The organism is Microbacterium sp. Se63.02b (genome assembly GCF_014171575.1).
Taxonomy (GTDB): Bacteria; Actinomycetota; Actinomycetes; order Actinomycetales; family Microbacteriaceae; genus Microbacterium.
The window spans coordinates 929,341-950,131 of record NZ_CP050453.1; the positions used below are offsets into that span (position 1 = coordinate 929,341).

24 protein-coding genes and 3 pseudogenes are annotated in these 20,791 nt (G+C 68.5%); 16 read left to right on the forward strand and 11 right to left on the reverse strand.

Annotated elements, in window-relative coordinates; genetic code table 11:
* Positions 1 to 540, forward strand: coding sequence for an SbcC/MukB-like Walker B domain-containing protein (locus G4G29_RS21275; RefSeq protein WP_244632391.1), 540 nt, complete (start codon positions 1 to 3; stop codon positions 538 to 540).
* A 24-nt stretch (positions 541 to 564) separates the two neighbouring features.
* Here G4G29_RS21275 and G4G29_RS04635 read toward each other — a convergent pair whose 3' ends face one another.
* The gene (locus tag G4G29_RS04635) at positions 565 to 1,122 is read right to left on the reverse strand and encodes a nucleoside phosphorylase (protein WP_183151984.1); all 558 of its coding nucleotides are present in this window, start codon (positions 1,120 to 1,122) and stop codon (positions 565 to 567) included.
* 109 nt (positions 1,123 to 1,231) lie between these two features.
* On the opposite strand from G4G29_RS04635, the gene nadE reads away from it, so the two are divergent.
* The 3 genes and pseudogenes from nadE (at position 1,232) to G4G29_RS04650 (ending at position 6,381) form a co-directional block, all read left to right on the forward strand.
* The gene (nadE, locus tag G4G29_RS04640) at positions 1,232 to 2,050 is read left to right on the forward strand and encodes an ammonia-dependent NAD(+) synthetase (RefSeq protein ID WP_183151985.1); all 819 of its coding nucleotides are present in this window, start codon (positions 1,232 to 1,234) and stop codon (positions 2,048 to 2,050) included.
* Positions 2,051 to 2,135: 85 nt separating this feature from the next.
* Positions 2,136 to 5,605 (forward strand): annotated as a pseudogene (locus G4G29_RS04645) (TM0106 family RecB-like putative nuclease).
* Positions 5,602 to 6,381 carry a hypothetical protein gene (locus tag G4G29_RS04650; RefSeq protein WP_183151986.1) on the forward strand — a complete coding sequence of 260 codons (780 nt, stop codon included), beginning with the start codon at positions 5,602 to 5,604 and terminating at the stop codon, positions 6,379 to 6,381. The pseudogene G4G29_RS04645 and the gene G4G29_RS04650 overlap by 4 nt, the downstream one beginning before the upstream one ends.
* A gap of 22 nt (positions 6,382 to 6,403) precedes the next feature.
* Here G4G29_RS04650 and upp read toward each other — a convergent pair.
* A pseudogene (upp, locus tag G4G29_RS04655) lies at positions 6,404 to 7,033 on the reverse strand (uracil phosphoribosyltransferase).
* Between the two features lie 80 nt (positions 7,034 to 7,113).
* Between upp and tadA the strand changes: the two are divergent.
* The gene (gene tadA / locus G4G29_RS04660; RefSeq protein WP_244632393.1) at positions 7,114 to 7,569 is read left to right on the forward strand and encodes a tRNA adenosine(34) deaminase TadA; all 456 of its coding nucleotides are present in this window, start codon (positions 7,114 to 7,116) and stop codon (positions 7,567 to 7,569) included.
* Positions 7,570 to 7,587: 18 nt separating this feature from the next.
* Here the strand turns inward: tadA and G4G29_RS04665 are convergent, their stop codons facing one another.
* Entirely contained in the window at positions 7,588 to 8,559 is a 972-nt protein-coding gene (locus tag G4G29_RS04665; protein WP_183151987.1) for a cation diffusion facilitator family transporter, read from the reverse strand.
* Between the two features lie 59 nt (positions 8,560 to 8,618).
* Here G4G29_RS04665 and proC point away from each other — a divergent pair.
* A pseudogene (gene proC, locus G4G29_RS04670) lies at positions 8,619 to 9,456 on the forward strand (pyrroline-5-carboxylate reductase).
* Positions 9,457 to 9,460: 4 nt separating this feature from the next.
* The gene (locus tag G4G29_RS04675) at positions 9,461 to 9,748 is read left to right on the forward strand and encodes a DUF1905 domain-containing protein (protein ID WP_183151988.1); all 288 of its coding nucleotides are present in this window, start codon (positions 9,461 to 9,463) and stop codon (positions 9,746 to 9,748) included.
* 46 nt (positions 9,749 to 9,794) lie between these two features.
* Here the strand turns inward: G4G29_RS04675 and G4G29_RS21280 are convergent, their stop codons facing one another.
* From G4G29_RS21280 to G4G29_RS04695, 5 genes are all read right to left on the reverse strand, one after another.
* Positions 9,795 to 10,007: a hypothetical protein gene (locus G4G29_RS21280; RefSeq protein ID WP_244632394.1), complete on the reverse strand. Its 213-nt coding sequence runs from the start codon at positions 10,005 to 10,007 to the stop codon at positions 9,795 to 9,797.
* Positions 10,004 to 11,386 carry a hypothetical protein gene (locus G4G29_RS04680; protein ID WP_244632395.1) on the reverse strand — a complete coding sequence of 461 codons (1,383 nt, stop codon included), beginning with the start codon at positions 11,384 to 11,386 and terminating at the stop codon, positions 10,004 to 10,006. The genes G4G29_RS21280 and G4G29_RS04680 overlap by 4 nt, the downstream gene beginning before the upstream one ends.
* On the reverse strand, positions 11,368 to 12,144 hold the full coding sequence (locus G4G29_RS04685; protein ID WP_183151989.1) for an ABC transporter ATP-binding protein: 777 nt from the start codon (positions 12,142 to 12,144) through the stop codon (positions 11,368 to 11,370). Before G4G29_RS04685 ends, G4G29_RS04680 begins: the two co-directional genes overlap by 19 nt.
* Before the next feature lie 74 nt (positions 12,145 to 12,218).
* The gene (locus G4G29_RS04690) at positions 12,219 to 12,890 is read right to left on the reverse strand and encodes a TrkA family potassium uptake protein (RefSeq protein WP_021198064.1); all 672 of its coding nucleotides are present in this window, start codon (positions 12,888 to 12,890) and stop codon (positions 12,219 to 12,221) included.
* Positions 12,883 to 14,313, reverse strand: coding sequence for a potassium transporter TrkG (locus tag G4G29_RS04695; protein WP_183151990.1), 1,431 nt, complete (start codon positions 14,311 to 14,313; stop codon positions 12,883 to 12,885). Before G4G29_RS04695 ends, G4G29_RS04690 begins: the two co-directional genes overlap by 8 nt.
* Positions 14,314 to 14,420: 107 nt before the next feature.
* On the opposite strand from G4G29_RS04695, the gene G4G29_RS04700 reads away from it, so the two are divergent.
* Positions 14,421 to 14,840 carry a metalloregulator ArsR/SmtB family transcription factor gene (locus tag G4G29_RS04700; RefSeq protein ID WP_183151991.1) on the forward strand — a complete coding sequence of 140 codons (420 nt, stop codon included), beginning with the start codon at positions 14,421 to 14,423 and terminating at the stop codon, positions 14,838 to 14,840.
* Between the two features lie 183 nt (positions 14,841 to 15,023).
* On the opposite strand, the gene G4G29_RS23315 is transcribed toward G4G29_RS04700, so the two are convergent.
* From G4G29_RS23315 to G4G29_RS04710, 3 genes are read right to left on the reverse strand one after another with little or no spacing between them, the layout of a single operon-like run.
* Positions 15,024 to 15,368, reverse strand: coding sequence for an ABC transporter permease (locus G4G29_RS23315; protein ID WP_258567255.1), 345 nt, complete (start codon positions 15,366 to 15,368; stop codon positions 15,024 to 15,026).
* Complete coding sequence (locus G4G29_RS23320; RefSeq protein WP_258567083.1) at positions 15,365 to 15,850, reverse strand: ABC transporter permease; 486 nt, start codon at positions 15,848 to 15,850, stop codon at positions 15,365 to 15,367. Before G4G29_RS23320 ends, G4G29_RS23315 begins: the two co-directional genes overlap by 4 nt.
* 10 nt (positions 15,851 to 15,860) lie before the next feature.
* The gene (locus G4G29_RS04710; protein WP_183151992.1) at positions 15,861 to 16,739 is read right to left on the reverse strand and encodes an ATP-binding cassette domain-containing protein; all 879 of its coding nucleotides are present in this window, start codon (positions 16,737 to 16,739) and stop codon (positions 15,861 to 15,863) included.
* Between the two features lie 102 nt (positions 16,740 to 16,841).
* Between G4G29_RS04710 and G4G29_RS04715 the strand changes: the two genes are divergently transcribed.
* The 8 genes from G4G29_RS04715 (at position 16,842) to G4G29_RS04750 (ending at position 20,763) form a co-directional block, all read left to right on the forward strand.
* Positions 16,842 to 17,774, forward strand: coding sequence for a TetR/AcrR family transcriptional regulator (locus G4G29_RS04715; RefSeq protein WP_183151993.1), 933 nt, complete (start codon positions 16,842 to 16,844; stop codon positions 17,772 to 17,774).
* Between the two features lie 116 nt (positions 17,775 to 17,890).
* Positions 17,891 to 18,082, forward strand: coding sequence for a helix-turn-helix domain-containing protein (locus G4G29_RS04720; protein ID WP_017204627.1), 192 nt, complete (start codon positions 17,891 to 17,893; stop codon positions 18,080 to 18,082).
* 16 nt (positions 18,083 to 18,098) lie between these two features.
* Positions 18,099 to 18,584, forward strand: a complete 486-nt coding sequence (locus tag G4G29_RS04725; RefSeq protein WP_183151994.1) for a hypothetical protein — start codon at positions 18,099 to 18,101, stop codon at positions 18,582 to 18,584.
* A 113-nt stretch (positions 18,585 to 18,697) separates the two neighbouring features.
* On the forward strand, positions 18,698 to 18,796 hold the full coding sequence (locus G4G29_RS04730; protein WP_003792170.1) for an AURKAIP1/COX24 domain-containing protein: 99 nt from the start codon (positions 18,698 to 18,700) through the stop codon (positions 18,794 to 18,796).
* Between the two features lie 78 nt (positions 18,797 to 18,874).
* Positions 18,875 to 19,177: a rhodanese-like domain-containing protein gene (locus G4G29_RS04735; protein ID WP_183151995.1), complete on the forward strand. Its 303-nt coding sequence runs from the start codon at positions 18,875 to 18,877 to the stop codon at positions 19,175 to 19,177.
* Positions 19,174 to 19,470 carry a glutaredoxin family protein gene (locus tag G4G29_RS04740; protein WP_183151996.1) on the forward strand — a complete coding sequence of 99 codons (297 nt, stop codon included), beginning with the start codon at positions 19,174 to 19,176 and terminating at the stop codon, positions 19,468 to 19,470. The genes G4G29_RS04735 and G4G29_RS04740 overlap by 4 nt, the downstream gene beginning before the upstream one ends.
* Positions 19,467 to 19,769, forward strand: a complete 303-nt coding sequence (locus tag G4G29_RS04745) for a Dabb family protein (RefSeq protein ID WP_183151997.1) — start codon at positions 19,467 to 19,469, stop codon at positions 19,767 to 19,769. Before G4G29_RS04740 ends, G4G29_RS04745 begins: the two co-directional genes overlap by 4 nt.
* A 175-nt stretch (positions 19,770 to 19,944) precedes the next feature.
* Entirely contained in the window at positions 19,945 to 20,763 is an 819-nt protein-coding gene (locus G4G29_RS04750; RefSeq protein WP_183151998.1) for a basic amino acid ABC transporter substrate-binding protein, read from the forward strand.
* Positions 20,764 to 20,791: the final 28 nt, after the last annotated feature.

A 20,791-nucleotide genomic window follows, 5' to 3' on the forward strand; every position in this document is an offset into this window, starting at 1 on the left:
GTGCTGCAGAACCTCGCCGACACGATCGCGGGTCGGGGCGCCAACACTCGCAAGATGACACTGGAGACGTTCGTCCTCGCTGCCGAACTCGAAGAGATCGTCGAGGCGGCCAATCGTCGCCTGCACGACATGTCGTCGGGCCGGTATCAGCTGCAGCACTCCGATGCCCTCGCCGCTCGCGGTGCCGCGTCCGGTCTCGGAATCGTGGTCGCCGACGCCTTCACGGGCCAGACCCGACCACCGCAGTCCCTGTCAGGGGGCGAGACCTTCCTCGCCTCGCTTGCTCTGGCGCTCGGCCTCGCCGAGGTGGTCACGGCGCGAGCCGGCGGCATCCGACTGGACACCCTCTTCATCGACGAGGGTTTCGGCTCGCTGGACGGCGACACGCTCGACGTGGCCATGCGTACGCTCGACGAGCTTCGCCAGGGCGGACGCACGGTCGGCGTGATCAGCCACGTCGAGGCGATGCAGGAGCAGATCCCCGCGCAGCTCACCGTCCGGGCGCTGCCCAACGGGCCCAGCGTGATCGAGGCTCGCTGACGCGGGCGACCAGGGAGTTCCGACTCAGACGCCGTACTCGGTGCGGATGACCTCGCGAAGCTGCACGCTGCAGCGGGCGACGGCTTCGCGCCAGTCGGTGAGTGCGCCGTCCTCGGCCTGGTCCGACACGGCACGGAACACGCGGATCGGCACATCGAACTGCTCAGCGACCCAGATGTAGGCGTAGGTCTCCATGTCGACGAGCGCCGCGCCGGACGGGCGGATGACAGCCGTGACCTCGGCGTCCTCCACGAAGTGATCGCCCGTCGCGATCAGAACGCCGTCACGCCCGGTCGACACGCGTGCGGGGAGGGAGACGTGCTGCCCGGAGATGCCGTCGAGATCCGTGACGTCGTGCTGGAAGGCGGCGCCGACCTCGTGCACGGTGGCCTCGAGCTCGGGATCGATGGCTCCCGCCGTTCCGACGACCACGATCTCGTCGTAGACGTGGGCGTCGAGGGCGCGGGTGAGCGCGTATGTCGCCTGCAGCTTGCCCGGTCCGGTGACGAGCCGGTCGAAGCCCGCGAGCTCCTCGGGGAATGCGGACAGTTCGGATGCGAGAGCGGCGAGCAGGAGTTTCACTGCCTCATTCTCTCAGGTCGCGACTGGCAGAAGCATCCGAACGCCGCGGCGTCACCCGAGCGTAACACGCAGGGGCGATACTGATTCGAAGACAAGACCGGAGGAACACATGTCGTTGCAGCAGCAGATCTCCGAAGACCTCGGTGTCAGGCCCGAGATCGATCCCGAAGCCGAAGTCGACAGGCGTGTCGGATTCCTCGCCGACTACCTCCGAACGACCGGTGCGAAGGGGTTCGTGCTCGGCATCTCCGGGGGGCAGGACTCGACGCTCGCCGGACGCCTCGCCCAGCTCGCCGTCGAACGCGTACGAGCCGAGGGGGGCGAAGCGAAGTTCCTCGCCGTGCGTCTGCCGTATCGCGTGCAGCACGACGCAGCGGATGCCGAGGCCGCCCTCGAGTTCATCGCACCGGACTCCTCGGTCGAGGTCAACATCCAGAACGGGGTGGACGGCGTCGAGGAAGACATCGAGTTCGCGGTCACGAGCGACATCAGCGACTTCAACCGGGGCAACATCAAGGCGCGCGTGCGCATGGTCACGCAGTACGCGCTCGCGGGCCACGACGGTCTGCTCGTGATCGGCACCGACCACGCCGCCGAGGCCGTCACGGGCTTCTACACGAAGTTCGGCGACGGCGCGGCCGACATCCTCCCGCTCTCCGGGTTGAGCAAGCGGCAGGGACGCGCGCTGCTGCAGTTCCTCGACGCGCCGGACCGGCTCGCCTTCAAGGTGCCGACGGCCGACCTGCTCGACGGACAGCCCGGCCGGGCGGACGAAGACGAGCTGGGGCTCACGTACGAGCAGATCGACGACTTCCTCGAAGGGCGGACGGTCGACCCCGACGTCGCCGGCCGGATCGAGTCGAGGTACCTCGCCACCCAGCACAAGCGGCACCTCCCGGTGACCCCCGACGACACGTGGTGGCGCTGACCGCCCGCACACGCCGGGCGCGCCCGGCTTCGCCCGTGTCGGATGCCGCGGATAGTGTCGATGCATCCGACAGAACGGGAGCATCGTGCGGATCGACACTCAGGCGCAGCGCGTCATCTGGAGCGCGAGCGACCTCAAGGCGGCCGCCGAGTGCGAGTTCGCGTGGTGCCGTGCGATCGACGCGAAGCTGGGTCGGGTGCCGGCCGTCGAGGAACCCGAAGACGCGACCCTGAAGCGGGCGGCCGAGCTCGGAGACGTTCACGAGCAGAACGTGCTGGCGCGCTACATCCACGACCTCGGCGACGAGAACGTCCATCGGGTCGAGAAGGTGTCATCGATCGACGCCCAGGCGCTGTCCGCAGCGATCTCCGAGACGGTGGATGCGCTGCGCTCCGACGTGCAGGTGGTCTTCCAGGCCGCGTTCGCGACCGAGGAGTTCGTCGGATTCGCCGATTTCCTGCGCAAGGACGAGGACGGCCGGTGGCGGGTCCAGGACTCGAAGCTGGCCCGCAAGGCCCGCGTCACGGCGCTCATGCAGTTGGCGGCATATGTCGATCAGCTCGATCGTCTCGGCATCCCCCGTTCCGACGAGGTCGACCTGATCCTGGGCGACAGCACGCTCAGCACGCACGCCGTCGACGACCTCCTGCCGCTGTTCCAGGTGCGGCGCGCGCGGCTGCGCGCGCTCATCGCCGACCGGCGCATCGCCGACGGTGAGACGGGCGCGCCGCTCGCGTGGGGCGACGACCGGGGCGATCTGCAGATCGTCGCGTGCGGGCGGTGCGCGACCTGCGAGGAGCAGGTGCTCGCACATCGCGACCTGCTCATGGTGGCGCGGATGCGTCCGGTGCAGCGTGCGCGGCTACGGGCGTCCGGCATCGAGACCATCGATCGACTGGCCGAAGCCACCGAGGCACCGGTCGGCATGAACGTCGACACGTTCGAGACGCTTCGGGCCCAGGCTCGGCTTCAGGTGAGGGCCGACCTCGAGGGCGTCCCGACCTACGAGGTGCACTACGCGCCGGCGATCCACACCCTTCCGCTGCCCAGCCACGGCGACATCTTCTTCGACTTCGAGGGCGACCCCCTCTACACCGAGCCCGCGCCGGACGGCGAGGCGCACTGGGGGATCGACTACCTTTTCGGTTGGGTCGACAACGCCGATCAGTACTCGGCGCTGTGGGCGCACACCTTCGCCGACGAGAAGCGCGCGCTCGAGACCTTCCTCGACTTCGTGAACGCCCGCAGGGTGGCGCACCCCGGCATGCACATCTATCACTACGCGCCGTACGAGACCTCGCACCTGGTGGCGATGGCCGCGCGACACGGTATCCGTGAGGGAGAGGTCGACCGGCTGCTGCGAGAGGGCGTGTTCGTCGACCTGTATCCGCTGGTTCTTCGCACGGTCCGCGTCGGCTCGCGGTCGTACTCGATCAAGAAGCTCGAGCCGCTCTACATGGGCGAAGACGTGCGCACCAGCGATGTGCAGAAGGGCGACGACTCGATCGTGCAGTACGTCGCGGCGCGCGAGCTCGCGGCGGCCGGGGAGCGGGCCGAGGCCGATGCGGTGCTGGCAGACCTCGCCGACTACAACCGCTACGACTGCGTGTCGACGCGACGCCTGCGCAACTGGCTCATCGACATCGCCCGGCAGAAGGGCGTGACACCCGCGCCGCCCGACGACGCCGATGAGGTCATCTACGAGCCGTCGCCCCGTTCGGTCGCCCTGCTCGCCGATGCGGAGCGTGACGTCGAGGAAGGCGGCGACGGGCTCGTGCACCGCATAGCGGCCGCCGCCATCGACTATTTCCCGCGAGAGGCGAAGAGCTTCTGGGTCTCGCACTTCCAGCGGCTGCGCGAACCGGTGACGATGTGGGACGGCACGCGCGACGTGGTGCGCATCGACCCGCCCACCTCGGCCGTCCGTCGGGACTGGAGCATCGGCGAGGGACGCCGGGTGATGTCCCGCGACCTCGAGATCCGCGGTGAGGTCTCGCCCGGCACGACGCTCGGTGTGGGATCCCAGCCCTTCGCGCTCTACGCGGTCCCGGCGCCGTTCGACACCGAGGTGCCGTCGCGCGCTGTGCACGTGCCCCACACGGTCACGGTGGCCGAAGTCCTCGACGACGGCTACCTCGTCACCGAATCGGCGATACAGGGTCAGACGTGGGATGAGCTGCCGCTCGCCCTCACGCCGGCGGCGCCCCCTCGGGTGGTCTCGCTCCAGGGTGCGATCGACGAGTGGGCCGACGCCGTCCACGCCGCTGCCCCGGAGTTCCCCGAAGACCCCGCCACCGACATCCTGCGCCGTATCCCGCCGCGCACGGTTTCCGGTGCCGGCCTGCCGCCCGCGGAGGACGACACGATCGATGCGATCGTGCGCGGCATCCTCGATCTCGACCGGAGCTATCTCGCCGTGCAGGGTCCTCCCGGTACCGGGAAGACCTACACGGGATCGCGGGTGATCGCGCGGCTCGTCAGAGAACACGGCTTCACCGTCGGTGTCGTCGCGCAGTCGCACGCCATCATCGAGACCCTCCTCGACCGGGTCGTCGCCGACGGCGTCCCGCCCGCGCAGGTGGCGAAGGCTCCCAAAGACGCCGACATCGACCCGTCTTACACGGCGATCCCGAAGAACGGCATGGCTTCCTTCCTCGCCGAGCACACGGGGAGGGCGCGGTGGTCGGCGGCACGGCGTGGGACTTCAGCAACACGCAGCGCGTCGATCGCGGTGGCCTCGACCTGCTCGTGATCGATGAGGCCGGGCAGTTCTCCCTCGCTTCGACCATCGCGGTCGCCGCCGGAGCGAAACGGCTCCTGCTGCTGGGCGATCCGCAGCAGCTTCCGCAGGTGAGCCAGGGCGCGCACCCCGAACCGGTCGACACCTCGGCGCTCGGATGGGTGATGGATGGCGATCCGGTCGTTCGCGCCGACTACGGCTACTTCCTTGCCCGCTCGTGGCGGATGCATCCGTTCGTCGCGGCACCCGTGTCCACCCTCGCCTATGCCGGACAGCTCGCCTCGGCCCCCGGTACCGAACTCCGATCGGTCGACGGCATCGATCCCGGTCTCCACGTCGTGCCGCTCCGACATCGTGGCAACGCCACACAGTCACCCGAAGAGGCCGCTGAGGTGGTGCGGCTCGTCGGCGATCTCGTCGGGCGCGCCTTCACCGACAACGACCAGGACGCGTCGAGCAGGCCGCTCGCGCAGTCCGACATCATCGTCGTCACGCCGTACAACGCACAGCGCCAGCTGGTGCTCGATGCGCTCGCCGTCGCGGGTTTCCCCGACGTTCCCGTCGGCACGGTCGACAACTTCCAGGGCAAGGAGGCCGTGGTGTCGATCACGTCGCTCGCAGCCTCGAGCGGCCGTGATGCGCCGCGAGGACCGGAGTTCCTGTTGCTGCAGAACCGGCTCAACGTGGCGATCTCGCGCGCGCAGGTCGTCGCGTATCTGATCCATTCGCCGGCGCTGCTCGACGATCTGCCGTACACGCCGGAGGGGGTGGCACGGCTCAGCGCCTTCGCCCGTCTGGTGGGAGCGGCGGAATGAGCGGTCAGACGCACAGCACCGAAGACATCCTCCGCGCCGCTGCGGCATGGGTCTGGTTCCCACGCGACAGCGAGCACATCCGGGAAGAGTTGCTGCTCGTTCGAGACCCTGCCAGGTTCGGCGGCGGCGTGCGGGGATCCCAGGTGGAGTCCGCGCTCGACCCGGTCGAGGTGGTCGATCGATCGCTGGCGCGGACGAAGGCATGGGGCGAGACCCGGTTCACCTTCTGGACGAGCGCTGCCGATCGCCCCCACATCGAAGAGGAGATGCTCCGGCGGGGAGCGGAGCATGTCGACACGGTGGCGGTGTTCGCACGGTCCCTTGACGACGTCGAGATCGACGTGCCGTCCGATGTGTCGGTCGAGGTTGTGAGCACGCTCGATCAGGTGCGCGACCTCGACGGGGTCAACGTGCCGGTGTGGAAGCAGCAGGCTCTCGACGACGAGGGTCTGCGCGAAGAACTCGCCGAGGTGACGGCGGCGCTGACGGCGCAGACAGGATGCCGCGTGCTCGCGAGGATCGAGGGTCGCGCGGTCAGCACCGGCGGATGCACGGTCGAAGACGGATTCGTACGGTTGTGGGGAGCGTCCACGCTCGAGGCGGAACGAGGCCGCGGCGCCTACCGTGCCGTGCTCGCCGAGCGGCTGCGGCAGGGCGCCGCGTGGGGTGCGAAGACGGCCCTCGTGAAGGGCCGGATCTCCACCTCCGCACCGATCCTGGCGCGAGCCGGGTTCACACACTACGGAGACGAACGCGTCTACCGTCTCGCGGTGTGAGGCGGTCTACGCCCGGAAGGCGTCAGACCGTGCCGTAGAGCCTGTCGCCGGCGTCGCCGAGTCCTGGCACGATGTACCCCTTCGTTGAGGCGCTCGTCGAGCGCTCCCAGCACGAGGGTCACATCACGGTCGCCGGCCATGGCCTCGATCGCGGCGACGCCCTCGGGCGTGCCGAGCAGGCAGATCGCGGTGACGTCCTTCGCGCCGCGGTCGAAGAGGAACTGATGGCGGCGGCGAGCGAACCGCCGGTGGCGAGCATCGGGTCGATCGCGAAGCACTGCCGGTCGCTCAGATCGTCGGGCAGACGCTCGGCGTACGTCGTCGGCTCGAAGGTGGTCTCGTCGCGGACCATGCCGAGGAACCCGACCTCGGCCGTCGGAAGCAGCTTCACGAGACCTTCGAGCATGCCGAGTCCCGCGCGCAGGATCGGCACCACGATCGGTCGGGGCTCGGAGATCTTGACGCCCATGGTCGTGGTCACCGGAGTGGTGATCTCGACCGGGCTGACCTTCACATTGCGCGTCGCCTCGTACGCGAGCAGAGTGACGAGCTCCTCCGTGAGCTGCCGGAAGACCGGCGACGGGGTTCGCGCGTCGCGCAGCACCGAGAGCTTGTGAGTGATGAGGGGGTGGTCGGCCACGTGAACACGCATGGATACAGGGTAATGCGCCGCAGGTCCCCGCACGACATCGGTGCCCCGACCGAGTGCGGTCGCTGTCGTAGGCTCGACGCATGTCCGACGACGATGCTTCCGCGATGCGCCGTGCGCTCGCGCTCGCGGCCGAGGCTGCCGAGGCGTCGGAGATCCCGGTCGGAGCGGTGGTCCTCGCCCCGGACGGGCGGCCGATCGCCGAGGGCCGCAACACCCGGGAGGCGACACACGATCCCACCGGTCATGCCGAGATCGAGGCGATGCGCCGTGCCGCGGCAGTGGTGGGTTCCTGGAACCTCGAAGGGCACACCCTCGTGGTGACACTCGAGCCGTGCATCATGTGCGCCGGGGCGATCCTGCAGGCGCGGATCAGCCGGGTGGTCTTCGGGGCGTGGGACGACAAGGCAGGGGCGGCGGGGTCCCTGTACGACCTGTTGCGCGACCGGCGGCTTCCGTACCGTGCCGAGGTGATCGGCGGTGTCGAGGCGGACGCGTCGACGGCTCTCCTGCGTGCGTTCTTCGGGCAGCGACGCTGACTGTGAAGGCGGTCTCGATCAGTCCGAGGACTTCAGCACGAAGACGTCGGTCGAGGGCTCGGGATCGATGGCAGGGCGGTACACGTCGGGCTCGATGTAGACGATGCGCGCGACCGGCACGGCCTCTCGGATCCGCGCCTCGATCGCGTTGATGTCGTCGGCGGCCTCCCGCAACGGCTTGTCGGCGTTGAGGGCGATCTTGGCGGCGACCATCAGCTCGTCCGGACCGAGGTAGAGGGTCTTCATGTGGATGATCTTCTCGATCTCGTCGCCCGCGTTGATGGCGTCGACGATCCGGTCGTGGTCGGACTGTGTCGCCCCCTCGCCGACCAGCAGGCTCTTGGTCTCGACGCCCAGAACGATCGCGATCAGCACCAGGAGCACACCGATCATCACGGTTCCGAGCGCGTCGAACACCGGGTTCCCGGTGATGAGGGTGAGGCCGACGCCGAGGAGCGCGAAGGTGAGCCCGGTCAGCGCGCCCACGTCTTCGAGGAGCACGACCGGCAGCTCGGGGGCCTTCGAGCGTCGGACGAATGAGACCCACGACTGGCCCTTCTCGCGCACGAGATTGCTCTCGCGTACGGCGGTGCGCAGCGAGAACGACTCCAGCCCGATCGCCACGACCAGCACGACGAGCGGCAGCCACCACCAGGTCTTGTCCAGTTCGTGGGGGTTCGTGAGCTTCTCGACGCCCTCGTAGATCGCGAACAGCCCACCGACCGAGAACAGGATGATCGAGACGACGAACGCATACACGTAGCGTTCGCGGCCGTAGCCGAAGGGGTGTGCGCGGTCGGCCTCCCGGCGGGCCTTGCGTCCGCCGAGCATGAGCAGCAGTTGGTTTCCCGAGTCGGCGACCGAGTGGATGGCCTCAGCGAGCATCGAGGCGGAACCGGAGAGCGCCCAGGCGACGAACTTCGCGAGGGCGATGCCCATGTTCGCCAGGAACGCCGCGACGATGGCCTTGTTGCCTCCGGATGCACTCATGCCACGAGTCTAGAACCGCCCGCCTGAGGATGCGGGAGTGCCCGCCGTAGGATGACGACATGGCCGAATCCCTTCCTTCCCTCGCTTTCCTCGGTGCCGGTTCGATGGGAGGCGCGATCCTCCGTGGGGTGCTCGCCTCCGGGATCCGGATCGACGGGGGGATCACCGCGACGAACCGGACGGCCGAGAAGGCCGCCGCCTTCGCGGATCTCGACGGGGTCACCAGCATCGCCCTCGCCGAGCGGCCCGACGGCAACGCCGAGGCCGTCCGTGGCGCGCGTCGTGCTGGTCGGGGTGAAGCCCGCGATGGTGCCGGACCTGCTCCGCGAGATCACCCCGCACCTCGCCGCCGATTCGATCGTGGTGAGCGTCGCCGCCGGGGTCACCCTGCAGACCTTCGCCGAGGTGCTGGGCGCGGACGCTCGTGTCATACGGTCGATGCCGAACACCCCCTCGACCGTCCGCAAGGGCGTCACCGGTCTCGCCGCAGGTGCTGCCGTGTCCGATGACGATCTCGCTCTCGTGCGCAGTCTCTTCGAGACCGTCGGCGCGGTCGTCGAGGTGCCGGAGTCGCAGATCGACGCGCTGTCCACGATCTCGGGCTCCGGCCCTGCCTATGTGTACCTGCTGATCGAGGAGTTCACGAAGGCCGCAGTCGGCATGGGCTTCGCCGCCGCGGATGCGCGCCTGATGGTGGAGCAGACGTTCATCGGCGCCACGGCTCTGCTCGACGCCTCCGGCGAGGACCCCGCCGAGTTGCGCCGCCGCGTCACGAGTCCGAAAGGCACGACCGAGCGGGCTGTCGCCGTGCTGCAGGACGCGCACCTCGACCGCACGTTCGGTGATGCCGCCGCTGCCGCGCTCGCCAGGGCGAAGGAACTCGCCGCCGGCGGGTGATCCCATGCGGCTGCGGATCGAGGGCGTGATCTGGTTCTGGCGCGGACCCGCGCCGTTCCACTTCGTCACCGTGCCGCCGGTAGAGAGCGAGATGATCCACGAGGTCGCCTCGGTGGTCACCTACGGCTGGGGGATGATCCCCGCGTCGGTCACGGTCGGCTCCACCTCCGTGACCACAGCGCTCTGGCCGAAGGATGGCGGGTACATCGTGCCCATCAAGAAGGCGCTTCAGGATCGCGAGGGCATCGGCGTGGATGACGTGGTCGAGGTCGTCGTCGAGATAGACGCCTGACCGTCGCGCAGCTCCGGAAGGACCCCACTCAACCGGACGCGGCGGGTCAGCTCTCGCTCGACACTTCGGCGAGCACCTCGGGCCAGCGCCGGTTCAGGGTGCGTCCGCCGAGGGCTGTCCCACCCCACACGGCGAGGGCGCCGAACACGAGACCGCACGCGAGACTGACCCAGCCGAAGACCGGGTTCCAGATCCCTGCGATCGCGAAGCCGAATGCCGGGGCGCCGAGCGCGAGCGTGATCGGCCCGATGATGATCATCGCGAGCAGCGACTGCACCCTCCGGACGAACCGCGACCGAACGGGCTGGCTTCCGGCGCGGGGGCCCTGCCCGGCAGGAAGCTGCCCACCCAGGCTCCGGCACCCGCCGAGATCGTGGTGAGCCCGAGGGCGGAGCCGATGCTGCCGGGCAGCAGATCCCATCGACCGGCGATCAGGCAGGTGGCGATGCACAGCGCGATGGTCACGGGGATCGCGATGATCCCGAACCCGAGCAGGCGCCCCGCCCGATCGGCCGCGCCGCTCACACCGTTGAGGATGTGCGCGGCGATCGCGTCGTTGTCATAGGCGATCGCCATCTGCACGATCGTCCCCGCGAGGAGCGCGTTGATCGAGGGGATCAGAGTGATGACCGGAGCGAAGCCGACCGACTCCGCCTGCAGCCCGTTCATGAGGCTGAGCCCGATGAAGATCGCGGGAAGCAGGAGCAGCATCACGATGTTCACGACCTGCCGCGGGTCGCGGCGGAAGTAGCGCAGCGTCCGCGCGGCGATCGCGCCCGTGGGGTTGGCCGGGAGCAACCGGTCGAGCAGCCCGCCCGAGCGCACACGGCCACCGCCGCTGCTCTGGATCGGAGCGACGAGACGAGCGGCGAGCAGCGCCCGCGCCGCGAACCACAGGGCGGCGACCGTCGCGAGGGCGATGAGGAGCCGGAGTGCAGCGCCGATGACGTCGCCTCCGGCGGCGGAGGCGGACACGCCGAAGACCGCACCGATCGGGGTCCATCCGACGATGTCGGCGATCATCACGAACGTTCCGCCGACATCCCTCACCGTGCTCAGCGCGCCGATGCCGAGATTGAGCAGGAGACCGGAGGAGGCCAGCAGCACGACGCCGAGGGTCAGCACGAGGTCGCGGGTGCTGCGGCGTGCCAACCAGCCGGCGAGGACTCCGCTCACGACACGGGCACCCAGCACGCAGGTCGCGACGGCGACGGGTATCAGCAGGAGGGCGGTGAGCAGCGCGGCAAGGCTCACCGACCAGCCGAGGAGCATGAGCACCAGCGCCACGGTCGTGCCGATACCGCCGACGGTCGTCGCTCCGGCGATGACGAAGCCCGGGAGCAGCGTGCGGGCGGTCACCGGAAGCAGGGCGAAGCGCTCCGGAGCCAGCGAGTCGTCGGCGCTGACCAGGATCGAACCGACCCACCAGCCGAGGACGATCACGGCGCCGGCGAGGACGATGGCGGTGACCGCCGCGTCCGGCGCGGCGAACCGCAGCGCGACGAGCGCTGCCGTGAGTCCGCCGAGGAATCCCAGGGCGATCATCCCGGTGATGGCGAGGGTGACGATCATCCAGGGATTCCGCGACAGCTGGTGGCGCAGCTGACGCCAGCGCAGGCTTACGAGGAGCGCAACCACGCGAGCGTCTCCGTCCCGAGGTCATGCGCGCCCACGAGGGTGAGGAAACGCTGTTGCAGCGAGAGGCCTGCGCGCACGTCGTCGAGCGGGCCATGGGCGAGCAGGCGGCCCTCGGCCACGATCGCGACCCGGTCGCACATCGACTCGACCAGCTCCATCACGTGACTGGAGAGCACGACGGTGCCTCCGCTGTCGATGAAGGAGCGCAGGATCTGACGGATCGTCTCTCCCGACACCGGGTCGACCGCTTCGAGCGGCTCATCGAGGATGAGCAGGCGCGGTGCATGGATCAGGGCGCACGCCAGCCCGATCTTCTTGCGCATGCCCGCGGAGTAGTCGACGACGAGTGTGTCGCGCGCGTCGGTGAGTCCGAGGGCGTCGAGGAGATCCCCGCTGCGGGAGACCACTTCGGCCTCGGCCATGCCCCGCAGCAGCCCGGTGTATCGCAGCAGCTCGGCGCCGGTGAGCCTGTCGAGCATGCGGATCCCATCGGGGAGCACCCCCATGCGTGCCTTGGCCGCTGCGGGGTCCTGCCACACGTCCGCACCGAGCACCCATGCCGTCCCGGAGTCCGGGCGCAGCAGGCCCGTGGTCATCGCGAGGGTCGTGGTCTTCCCCGCGCCGTTCGGCCCCAGCAGGCCGAGCATGGACCCGGCAGGTACGTCGAGTGAGAGGTCGTCGACGGCCACCTTGGGCCCGAACTGCTTGCGCAGCCCGCGGAGAGCGAGGACAGGAGGAGCCACAGCGTGGTCGGTCATGCGCCCATCCCATCACGGCGACCGACGGCGACGCATCCGCCGCCCGGGGGAGTCGAGAGATCGGGAGAGGGGCGTCAGCGGTCGAGGCCGGCGAACCGCTCGATGTCGCTGTTCGTGCCGGAGACGATGATGAGGTCGTGGTTGGTGACGATCGTGTTCGCCTCGGCGTACCGGAAGGGCTTGCCGGGACTCTTCACCCCGACCACCGTGACCTTGTACTTCGAGCGCACGCCCGACTCGTTCAGGCCGACCCCGCGGATGAACTTCGGCGGATACATCTTGGCGAGCACGAAGTCGTCGTCGAAGCGGATGAAGTCGAGCATCCGCCCGGAGACGAGGTGCGCGACGCGCTCGCCGGCTTCCCGCTCGGGGTAGATGACGTGGTTGGCGCCCACGCGCGCCAGGATCTTGCCATGCGACTGCGAGACGGCCTTGGCCCAGATCTGCGGCACCTTGAGGTCGACGAGGTTCGCGGTGATCAGCACGGATGCCTCGATCGACGAGCCGACGGCCACGACGGCCACCTGGAAGTCCTGGGCGCCGATCTGGCGCAGGGCATCGATGTTCTTGGCGTCGGCCTGCACGGTGTGCGTGACCCGGTCGGACCACTTCTGCACGAGCTCGAGGTTGTCGTCGATCGCGAGCACCTCGCGGTCGAGGCGGTCGAGCTCTCCGGCGCAGGCGGCGCCGAACCGGCCGAGGCCGATGACGAGGACGGGAGCGTCGCCCCGGAGGACTTCAACCAACGATCGGCCTTTCCACGGGCAGCGAGTAATACTGCGTTCGCGATGTCGCGGCGACGGCCGCGGCGAGAGTCACTGTACCAACGCGCCCCATGAAGATGGTCGCGGCCATGACGTAGGACGCCGAATCGGGAAGATCCGCCGTGAGGCCGGTCGACAGCCCGACCGTTCCGAACGCGGAGATCACGTCGAACAGCACGTGGCTGATGTCGGCCTTCGTGATCTGCGAGATCACGATGGTCGACAGAGCCACGATGGTGGCGCCCCACGCGACGACGCTGAGGGCGACCCGCTGCACATCGCTCGGGATGCGGCGGCCGAAGGCCTCGACGGACTGCCGTCCCTTCGCCTCAGACCAGACGGCGATCGCGAGCACAGCGAGGGTCGTCACCTTGATGCCGCCGGCGGTGGACGCGGAACCGCCTCCGACGAACATCAGCATGCTCGCTGCGAGCAGGGACGAGCCGTTCAGATCGTCCATCTCGATCACGTTGAAGCCGCCTGATCGGGTCATGGCAGACAGGAAGAACGCCTGGAACGTCGTGTCGGCGGCATCCATCGATCCGAACGTCTTCGGGTTGTTGAACTCGAGGATCACGAAGACCGCGGCTCCGACGATGAACAGCAGCACCGTCGTCACGAGTGTGAGCTTGGAGTGCAGCGACCACCGCTTCACATGCCAGACGTGCTTGGCGAGGGTGTAGATGACGGGGAACCCGATGCTGCCGAGGAAGACTCCGACCATGAGGAGGGAGAGCACGAGGTAGTCGTCGGCGAACACCGCGACGCCGCCGTCGTTCGGAGCGAATCCGGTGTTGGTGAATGCCATCGCGGCGAAGTACGGTGCCTCCCACAACGCGGCGATGGGGTCGACCTTCGCCATCACGAGTGCCGGGTAGAGGAGCGCAGCGAGCGACGCCTCGATGATGAGGGCCGAGACGGCGACCGTGGTCAGCAGCTGGCCGACCTCACCGAGGCGGACGGTCTGACTCTCGTTGACCACGCCTCCGTGCGCGCGCAGCGGATTGGTGTCGCCCGCTGCCATGAGCTTCGCGCGCAGGCCGAGTCGCTTCGAGATGAGCATGCCCATCAGGGAGGCGAGGGTGAGGACGCCTAGCGCGCCGATGTTGACGCCGACGAACACCACCACGTGACCGAACGGCGACCAGTGGTTGGCCATGTCGACGGTCGCGAGCCCGGTGACGCAGATCGTGGAGACGGCGGTGAAGAGGGCATCGCTCAACGGCGTGACGGTGCGATCGGCCGAGGCGATCGGCAGCGAGAAGAGCACCGTGAACACCAGGATCAGAAGGGCGAACACCGCGATGGCGAAGCGGGAGGGCGACGACGTGATGAGGTGCTTGACACGGCCGGAGGCATCGCGCAGGCGGTGTCCTGGGGACGACGCCGAAACGATGCCCGACATCGCTGCCCCCTTCGAGATTCTTCCTCGGTCACGGACCTCGGACGCACGGCGCCAGTCGCCGAGCCTTCGTCATGGTACTCCGTGGCGGGGGCGACTACCCTGAACTCATGACGGACATCTTCGACGTGATCGCAGACGGTACGAGGCGAGACATCCTCCAGCTCCTGCTGCGACGCACCACCGAAGGGGAGACCGGCACGAGCGTCAGCCAGATCGTCGCCGATCTGGGGATCAGTCAGCCGACGGTGTCCAAGCATCTGAAGGTGCTGCGCGACGCGGAGCTCGTGTCCGTGCGGGAAGACGGGCAGCGTCGTTTCTACAGTCTGGCCGTCGAGCCGCTCGAGGTCGTCGACGACTGGCTCGTCCCCTTCCTGGTCGACGCCTTCGGAGACGGAGCGCCGGACATCGACTACCCCGGTGGTGTCCCGCTGCCCGATGGTGCGGCACACGCAGCGGAGGTCGTCGGGCGTGCCGCGGCATCGGCGAAGCACGTCGTCACCAACGCACTCAAGCGCCTCGGCGCCTGAGGGTTGCGGACGTGACTCGCCCCTGACGACAGGGGGCGTGTCGTCAGGGGCGATCCGCGAATCCCCAGATTCGCGCGGACTCGGCGGTGCCGGCACAAGTCCTGTGCCGACCATGGCAGTCCCGTCTGAGCGAACGGCGCACAACGCCTATGCCTCCGCTGGGACCGCATCACGCGGCCGGTGTCAGCGTCGTCCGGCCTTGCGGCGGAAGAGCCACGAGCCCCACGCCACGGCGACCACGAGGATGACCACGCACCATCCGATCGCCCACCAGGCTTCGTCCTGCACCGGCGTATCCGTCAGCAGTCCGCGGATGGTCTCGACGATGGGCGTGATCGGCTGATTCGCGGCGACGGGCTGCAACCATGAGGGCATGCTCGCCACCGGGACGAATGCGCTCGACAGGTAGGGCAGGAACAGCAGGATGAAGCCGTACCCGGTGGCGGCTTCCGGGCTTCCGGCGGCGAGACCGATCGCCGCGAACAGGTAGGTGATGGCGAGGATGTACAGCGCGATCAGTCCGGTCAGGGCGAGCCACCCCCGAGCGTCGCGGCCGGTCGGAAACCGACGAGCACCCCGACGCCGATCACGATCGCGGTCGCGATGAGGTTGCGCAGCACGCTCGCGACGACGTGTCCCGTGAGGACGGCGCTCGCGCGCAGCGGCATCGTGCGGAACCTGTCGATGATGCCGGTGCGCATGTCGTTCGCGACGTACACCGCGGTGGACGAGGCCCCGAACCCCGCACAGATGAGGATGATGCCCGGCACGACGTAGTCGACGTAGGCGCCGGACGGGTCGATCGCGCCGCCGAACACCCACGTGAACATGAGCATCAGCACCACGGGGAGCAGGATCGCCATGAGCAGAGATTCGCCGTCGCGGAGTGAATGGCGCAGGCTCCGGCCGACGAAGACCGTCTCTGCGGTGATGCCGCGCAGGCGCGGGCGGGGAGGGGCGGGCGGCGGTGCGGATGTCGTCGATCGCGGTGCGGCCAGGGCGATGTTCATGCGAGCTCCTTCACGGTGCGGGCGTCGGACGAGGGGAGGTGACGGCGAGGAACACGTCGTCGAGGGTGGGGCGACGCAGCGTCACGATGCCGTCCTCCCCTTCGCGGTCGAGCAGGTCGAGCGCTCGCCGCAGGTCGGCGACCGTGCCGTCGGTGGGGATCTCGCGGCGCAGCTCGCCCTGGCCGTCGTGCAGTTCGACGGTGTCGCCTCCGATGCGCGACTTCAATGCGGCCGGCGTTCCGATCGCGGCGATGTTGCCGTCGTGAAGCACGGCGATCCGGTCGGACAGCTGATCGGCCTCTTCCAGATACTGCGTCGTGAGGAACACGGTCGTCCCGGCGGATGCGAGCATTCGGATGATGCTCCACAGGTCGCGGCGGCTGCGGGTGTCGAGGCCGGTCGTCGGTTCGTCGAGGAACAGCACCTCGGGGGTGACCACGAAGCTGAGCGCCAGATCGAGGCGCCGACGCATCCCTCCCGAGAAGGTGCGCACCGTTCGGGAAGCGGCATCGGCGAGGCCGAACTGGGCGATCAGGTCAGCAGCCCGGCGTCGTGCGGCTGCGCCTCGGAGGCCGGCGAGCCGAGCGAACATGATCACGTTCTCGGTGGCGGTGAGTGCGTCGTCGACGGCGGCGGCCTGACCGGTGAGGCTGATGCGCCGTTGGACCTCGAGGGCGTGGGTGCGCACATCCCAGCCCGCGACGGTCGCTGTGCCGGCGTCTGCGGCGGTCAGCGTGGTGAGGATGTTGATCGTGGTGGTCTTGCCTGCACCGTTCGGGCCGAGCAGGGCGAACACCTCGCCGCGGCCGACCTCGAAGTCCAGACCCTCGACGACCGTCTTCCCGGAGAAGGCCTTGTGCAGACCCCGTACCTCGATGGCTGTGTCCATCGGATCATCCCTTCTGTGTATGTAGGAAACTGTGTATGAGCAACACAACTGCGTATGACGGTAACACACTGTTTATTAAATAAACAGAAGTAGGATGAGGCCATGACCGAGACCGAGCTGCCCGAGCTGCCACGCGGGATCGCGCTCGCCTGGGGCGTCGCGGCGAATCCCCAGCGCGGGCCCAAGCGTGAGATGAGCGTCGAGAAGATCGTCGACGCGGCCGTCGAGCTGGCGGATGCCGAGGGGATCGGAGCCGTCTCCATGGCTGCGGTCGCCGCCAAGCTCGGCTTCACCCCCATGTCGCTCTATCGCTACGTCACCGCGAAGGATGATCTGCTGCTGCTGATGCAGGAGGAGGCGACGGGGCTCCCGCCCGAGAGCCACCTCGAGATCGACGGCTGGCGCGGGCGGCTGCTCGCGCTCTACGAAGCGCAGATACTCCTCTACCTCCGGCATCCGTGGATGTTGTCGCTCCCGATCACCGGCTCGCCGATCACGCCGCACAGTTCCGCCTGGCTGGATGCGGGGCTCGCGGCCCTCGAGGACACCCCTCTGAACGCGGAGGAGCGGATGGCAGTGGCGCTGGCGGTCACGGGCCACGCGCGCTGGTGCGGGATCGTGCAGGCCGGGTACACGGAGCAGTCCCGGTCGTCGGGCCTCACGCCAGAGGAGGTCGCGGTCCGGGAGGCGGCTCTGTTCGATCGTGTCATCACAGCGGAGGAGTTCCCCGCGCTGCGCCGAGGGATCGACGACGGTGTCTTCCTCTCGGAGGCCGACCCCTTCCGATTCGCGGTCGAACGGACGCTGGACGGCGTGACCGCATACATCGCCGGGCTCGATCGCGGAGACGCTCATGCCGCAGCCGCCGACTGGGTCGGACTCGACGCCGCCGAGCTCGCCGGCGACCGTAGGCTCAAGGAGGCGCAGAAAGCCGTGCGCGAGGCGGAGAAGGCGCTGCGTGCAGCCCGCAAGCTCGAGCGGCAGGCGTTCCGCGAGGCGCGCGACCGCGTCGCGAAGGCGAAGAAACCGGCCTGACCGTCGGGCATGCCCCTCGAGCGCACGCACGATCCCACTGATCACAGGGGTCACACGGGTTTACACGCGTCCCAGCTACCCCATAGAGTGTGCACATCGAGAAAGGGGTACGTGGGATGCCCGAGGTTCCAGACGTCAGATTCCTCACGGTGGCCGAGGTCGCCGAGCTCATGCGCGTGTCGAAGATGACCGTTTATCGGCTCGTCCACGCCGGGGAGCTGCCCGCCGTCCGCTTCGGACGGAGCTACCGCGTACCGGAGTCGGCCGTGGCCGACGCCCTGCAGCGGCCCATCGCCGACGTCGGTTGACCGCGCGGAGGAGATCGTGGACGTCAGCACGTTCTACGCACTCTTCTCCACCACGTGCTTCACGCTCACCGGACTGTGGTGGAACGTCGTCCGTGCGCGTCGGGACTGGACCGCGAACCCCGCGATGCGCCGGACGATCGGCGGCATCTACCTGTCGTTCCTGCTGCCGGCGCTGATGGGCCTGTTCGCCCAGGTCGGCGGAACAGAGAGCCCCGTGCTGTGGCGGCTCTCGTTCGTGGTCGTCGCAGTGGTCGGCGGCATCTCCATGGTCCGACTGGTCGCGCAGGCCGGGCGAGACGGCGCCTCGCCGGCGGTGCGTTGGATCCAGGTGGGCACGGTGGTCGTGTACGCGGCCGTCGCCGTGATCGGGGTCGCGCCCCAGATCGTCGCGCCGCTGGGACTCACCGGCATCCAGGTCGAAGCACTGCTCCTCATCGGTCTCGTCGCTCTGGGGCATGCCCTCGTGTGGCGGTTCCTGGTGACGGATGACGTCGGGGAGTGACCCCGCACAGGGCAGGCCGTCGGGTTTGCTAGACTGATCCGAGGCATTTTTCCGTGCCCGTACCCGGGTGTCCGCTATCGGCGACACCCAGCCACTGACTTAGTGAGGTTTCCGTGGGTTCTGTCATCAAGAAGCGCCGCAAGCGCATGGCGAAGAAGAAGCACCGCAAGCTGCTTCGCAAGACTCGCCACCAGCGCCGCAACAAGAAGTAAGCGGCCGGACACGAGCGCCTGTCTTCGGACGGGCGCTTTGTGTCTCTGCCCGCGTCTCCGAACGTCGAGAGGGATGTCATGAAGTCGATCACCGTCACCGAGCTCGCTGAGCGTTCCGGTGTCCCGCTCATCGATGTCCGGGAGGTGGACGAGTTCGCCGCCGGCCACGTGCCCGGCGCCGTCAACATCCCGATGTCCGAGATCGGCAACCGCCTCGAGGAGCTGCCGGCGGAGGCGTTCGACGTCATCTGCCAGGCAGGCGGGCGGTCGGCCAGAGTCGTCGAGGCGCTGGAGTCGCGCGGTTTCGACGCGACCAACGTCGAGGGCGGCACCGGCGAGTGGATCTCGCAGGGCCGCGCCGTCGAGGTGCCGTCGGCGTGACCACGCTGACGCTCATCGGCAAGCCCGACTGCCACCTGTGCGAGGTGGCCTCCGATGTGATCGACGCGGTCGTCGCGGAGCTCCCCGATGCTGCGGCGGAGCAGATCGAGATCGTCGAAGCCTCGATCCACGACGACCCCGCTCTGTACGAGCTGTGGTGGGAGAAGATCCCGGTCGTCCTGATCGACGGCGAGATGCACGCCCACTGGCGTGTGACGCCCGACCGGCTGCGTGAGGCGCTCGAAGGGGCACTCCGCGGCGACGCGAAGACCGAACTGAAGGAGTCGCTGTGACGATCCGGCATGTCGTGACCTGGAAGCTCGCCGCCGAGGACTCCGTGGAGCGTGCCGAGCAGGCGGCCGAGGTGGTGCGCCGGCTCAACGCCCTCGACGGGGTCGTTCCGCAGCTCCTCGCGATCTCGGCCGGCGCGAATGCGGCTTATCCCGAGACGAACTGGGACGTGACCCTCGTGGCGGACTTCGCGTCCGTCGAGGCGATCGAGGAGTATCAGGTCCACCCCGCCCACGAGGAGGTCGCCGGTTACATCCGCTCGGTGGTCGCCTCCCGCGTCGCGGTCGACTTCGAGGTCTGAGACCGCGTCGCACGCCTCGCGGGACTCGATTCCGCGCGTGTCGCAGGTGCATAGTTGCAACACAAACGTGACACGTCCGTCACGGATGTCATTGGTCACGCGACGGGCCGCATGTTTAGATGTTCTCCTACCCGTCATCGGGCGTCACATTCGCCCTCGACTCACAGGAGCCGACATGCCTCGTCGTAACCTCATCGCCGGTCTCGCTCTCGTGGCGACCGCCACCCTCGCGCTCGCCGGCTGCGCCACCGGATCCACCGATGCGGGAAGCAGCGACGCTCCTGCCGCCGGCGACGACTACGGCCTCGTCGAGCCGGGCACTCTCACGGTCTGCTCGGACGTTCCCTACCCGCCCTTCGAGGTCGAGGACACGAGCACCGAGACCGGCTATTCCGGTTTCGACATCGATCTGCTCAGCGCGATCGCCGAGAAGATCGACCTGAAGCTCTCCGTGCAGGATGTCGGCTTCGACGCTCTGCAGTCCGGTACGACGCTCGCCGCCGGCACCTGCGACATCGGCGCCTCCGCGATGACCATCACCGAGGAGCGCAAGGCCAACATCGACTTCTCGGACCCTTACGTCGACTCGCTGCAGTCGCTCCTCGTGCGCGCCGACTCGGACATCAAGTCCATCGATGACCTGGACGGCAAGAACGTCGGCGTGCAGCAGGGCACCACAGGCGAGTCCTACGCCGGTGAGAACGCGCCGGGCGCTCAGCTCGTGCAGTACCCGTCGGACGGCGAGCTGTGGCCGGCTATGCAGGCCGGTCAGATCGACGCGATCCTCCAGGACCAGCCGGTCAACTACGTTCACGAGCAGGACGACCCCAACTACAAGATCGTCGAGACCTACCCGACCGACGAGTCGTACGGCTTCGCCTTCGCGAAGGGTGAGAAGGATGCGCTGCGCGAGGCGGTCAACAAGGCGCTGAAGGAACTGCAGGACGACGGCGGCTACCAGGAGATCTACGACGAGTACCTCGCGGCCAAGTGACCGGCGGCGTCAGCAGAGCAGGAGGACC